Consider the following 2,961-nt stretch of genomic DNA (forward strand, 5'->3'; position numbering starts at 1 on the left):
TGAGCGGTGTGAAACTAATCATGAACTGACGGTTCATAGACACTGTATGAAAAATCGGGTTCTGTTAAATCTGTAAGTAGTCGGAATGGTTGTTAAGTATCGAGTGGTAAAACCAGTCCTGTATAATCTGATGTAGGATGGGAACCTAAAAATCTTAATATCCCGTAAAAATGTTTTTATATAACGAAACTATTTATGACATCATAACTATGGTATCTTTAGAAGAACTGTTAAGTCCATCATCCATTATTGTAGGTGTTATATTTGCAATCTTGGTGATGTTATTCCAATATTTTCGTCAGGCAATAGATGGATTAAAAGATACAACGAATAAGGATTTAAATATCATTAATGAACGCTTGATAAGGTTAGATTTAGAGATTGGATACAGAAAAGAATTAAACGAAATGAGAAACGATATCGATGAACTCCGCAGAAAATTATCCGGGCTACAAGAGCAAAGAAGAATCTAAGTCACCTGAAATATACCCGTCATTAGTACGACTTATATTAATGTATATTGGAGCTATGGATATCGTATTTGGAACCCTTATTCTTGTTGTATCACTGCAGAAGTCGCTTTTCAATGTTCTTGTTTTTTTGATTTTCCTTCTTTCATTGATAGGCGGTCTAAGTTGTATGAAGGTTGCAAAAGAACGAAATATTTACAAAATTAACAAGCTATGGATAATCGGTTTGGTTTTTGGATTATTAGTAAGTGTAGTCTATTTTTATGCAATATTACAAAACCTCTCGCGTATGTAAGATGGCAAAAAATAACGTATTAAAATATGCACTGATATTATACGATTATTTTTAAATATTACAGATATTTTCATAACCGAAACATATAAAAATCTATAAGTCTTATTTTGGGTTGCTGTTTGATGAATCCATAGATTTATATTGTATAGTGGGAGTATAAACAGAGTAGGATTAAACATATACAATCATGATATTCGGAGGTGAAATAGCATGTGCAGCGTAGGTGATGCGTTCAATATCGAGATCCAGGCACTTGATGCGAAATTCTACAAGTGCGGTGACTGCAAAAACGAGTTCAGAGGCGTCGGGAGAAAAGTAATATGCCCCTCCTGCCACTCAGCCAATGTAAAACCCATGTTTAAAGAAGAATGATCCCGTTAAATAATAATGAGATGCTCCTGCTCCGGGGGAAGGAAGGCACCCTCGGCATTGTAAAAGTAGGAGGGAACAACCAGTTTTTCCTTGAAACAGAGAAAGAGGAGATACTTCTGGCGCTTGAGCCTGATAACCTGCTTGTGGCATCGGGTTTCGGGACAGATGAAAAGACAATGAACGGCTTGAAATGCGTGCTTTACATGATACGCGAGGTGGGTTCGCCATTCATTGTCCTGCCAAAGAACCATCCTGCGTCAAAACGCCTTAAAATCGTGGTCTCTGTCGGGGACAGGACGCGGCTAAGCTGCAGCATAACCCCGGGAACGCATCCTGAGCAGGATATATTATGCGGCGCTGATGAGTTTGACGGCATGGAGATTCGCGGGGTAAAAGGGGGAGTGGAAATAAGCGACCTGAGAGGAGCTGTGGTTGAGCGCATTCCTTTTAAGGTTTAGTTTTTTAATGCCTGCCTCAGTGCCTCAATCGATGGCGGCGCTCCCACAAAAGCACGTTTGCCGTTGATGAATACGGTGGGAACTGCCTGTACGCCGTACAGCGCCGCCTTTGCATAGCCCTGCGGCGTTGCTGTCGATTGCTCCACGACCTGGATGCCGGGCATCTGCATCGCAAGCTCTTTTGCCATCGAAAGCGCCCTCGGACAGTGCGGGCATGTGGGCGATGTAAATACTTCGATAACTGTAGGAGGTTTTGGGGCCAGGATTTCCTGCTTGCGCCTCATCAGCTCATCAAGTTTCTTTTTCCGTATCTGTGCAAGTTCATCATCTCCAGTCATGCCTTCTCCTTCCGTATCACTAAGCGCAGAGTATTTTCGTCTATACTGTATGTATTTTTCCCGATTATCACTGCAGGGAGTTCTTTGATATTATACTTTTTAATCACCTCAGGATGGATTGAGGTATCGATTATTGAGAATTTTGCTCCTTCTTCAATTGCGAGCTTCTTTATGGTGGCGGTTATTTCAGGCGTCGGGTCTTTCGGCAGGACTGCCATACCGCAGGCGCATTCGATGCGTTCGTAGCCGAGTTCTTTTACGAGCTTGAGTTCGACAAGGGACATTGAATAGGATATTGTTTGAGAGGTATTTACATTTTATTATTGGTTGGATTGTGTTAACTTAATATTAATGTTCGGCGACATACCAGGTAAACCATGAGCGTTCACCGCAAAGAACGCAAAGTTCGCAAAGAGTTTCTATTGCTGTCCTTTGCGTTCTTTGCGCTCTTTGCGCTCTTTGCGGTGTTTTATTATTTTATATAGCTCATCTCTCTGACAAAAATCAGAAAGGTTGTTCAATAATGACATTAAGTTAACAGCATTTTTGGTTGGTGGAAAAGTATTATTGGTAGAAAAGCATATTAAAAATAAAAGTATTATTGACTTTTTAAGCCAGATTATCAAGGGCCATCTTTAAATTGCCGAGGGGCGGTGCGAAGGGATGAATTGAGTAAAGGACACGGTGCTGGAAGTGAGATGTGTATTCAGTACTTCCGAATAGCTCTACTTCCGAGTGAATGAAATATCAGCACATCTATTTTAAAGTGAATCATCCTCAGATGATGTTTTTAAGCGGTTGATATTTGAGGTCATGATCATGAATATACAACCTCTTGATATAATGGCCATGACCTCAGAGTTATTGAGTAAAACAAACATAATAAAATTACCTGAAGGTACAACGTATAGTTTCAAGACACACTGAATGTGATTCTGCACGCAGCCACATCAGTTACCAACTCGTTAGAATCAGCAAGCATAGATCTCAGACTGAAGAATCCAGATAAAAATGTGCCATCTGGCGAC

General features: G+C 40.5%; 5 protein-coding genes and 1 pseudogene. 4 read left to right on the top strand and 2 right to left on the bottom strand.

Annotation, left to right across the window (positions count from 1 at the left end; translation table 11 throughout):
• The first annotated feature begins 209 nt into the window (after positions 1 to 209).
• The 3 genes from MNV_RS10745 (at position 210) to MNV_RS10755 (ending at position 1,595) form a co-directional block, all read left to right on the top strand.
• The gene (locus tag MNV_RS10745) at positions 210 to 473 is read left to right on the top strand and encodes a hypothetical protein (protein ID WP_143311742.1); all 264 of its coding nucleotides are present in this window, start codon (positions 210 to 212) and stop codon (positions 471 to 473) included.
• Positions 474 to 975: 502 nt separating this feature from the next.
• Positions 976 to 1,137 carry a hypothetical protein gene (locus MNV_RS19665; RefSeq protein WP_179293936.1) on the top strand — a complete coding sequence of 54 codons (162 nt, stop codon included), beginning with the start codon at positions 976 to 978 and terminating at the stop codon, positions 1,135 to 1,137.
• The gene (locus tag MNV_RS10755; protein ID WP_096205950.1) at positions 1,134 to 1,595 is read left to right on the top strand and encodes a hypothetical protein; all 462 of its coding nucleotides are present in this window, start codon (positions 1,134 to 1,136) and stop codon (positions 1,593 to 1,595) included. Before MNV_RS19665 ends, MNV_RS10755 begins: the two co-directional genes overlap by 4 nt.
• Here MNV_RS10755 and MNV_RS10760 read toward each other — a convergent pair.
• Both MNV_RS10760 and MNV_RS10765 read right to left on the bottom strand, forming a co-directional pair.
• Positions 1,592 to 1,933: a thioredoxin family protein gene (locus MNV_RS10760; protein ID WP_096205951.1), complete on the bottom strand. Its 342-nt coding sequence runs from the start codon at positions 1,931 to 1,933 to the stop codon at positions 1,592 to 1,594. The two genes, MNV_RS10755 and MNV_RS10760, sit on opposite strands and share 4 nt — an antisense overlap.
• Positions 1,930 to 2,217: a hypothetical protein gene (locus tag MNV_RS10765; protein ID WP_096205953.1), complete on the bottom strand. Its 288-nt coding sequence runs from the start codon at positions 2,215 to 2,217 to the stop codon at positions 1,930 to 1,932. The genes MNV_RS10760 and MNV_RS10765 overlap by 4 nt, the downstream gene beginning before the upstream one ends.
• Before the next feature lie 529 nt (positions 2,218 to 2,746).
• Between MNV_RS10765 and MNV_RS20760 the strand changes: the two are divergent.
• Positions 2,747 to 2,961 (top strand): annotated as a pseudogene (locus MNV_RS20760) (ISH3-like element ISMba14 family transposase); the annotation flags it as partial.

Origin of the sequence: Candidatus Methanoperedens nitratireducens (assembly GCF_900196725.1) — an archaeon.
Taxonomy (GTDB): Archaea; Halobacteriota; Methanosarcinia; order Methanosarcinales; family Methanoperedenaceae; genus Methanoperedens; species Methanoperedens nitroreducens_A.

Excerpts from the sequence above, each read along its gene's own strand:
- MNV_RS10755 (WP_096205950.1), top strand. The coding sequence starts at position 1,134 with ATGATCCCGTTAAATAATAATGAGATGCTCCTGCTCCGGGGGAAGGAA.
- MNV_RS10765 (WP_096205953.1), bottom strand. The coding sequence starts at position 2,217 with ATGTCCCTTGTCGAACTCAAGCTCGTAAAAGAACTCGGCTACGAACGC.
- MNV_RS19665 (WP_179293936.1), top strand. The coding sequence starts at position 976 with ATGTGCAGCGTAGGTGATGCGTTCAATATCGAGATCCAGGCACTTGAT.
- MNV_RS10760 (WP_096205951.1), bottom strand. The coding sequence starts at position 1,933 with ATGACTGGAGATGATGAACTTGCACAGATACGGAAAAAGAAACTTGAT.
- MNV_RS10745 (WP_143311742.1), top strand. The coding sequence starts at position 210 with ATGGTATCTTTAGAAGAACTGTTAAGTCCATCATCCATTATTGTAGGT.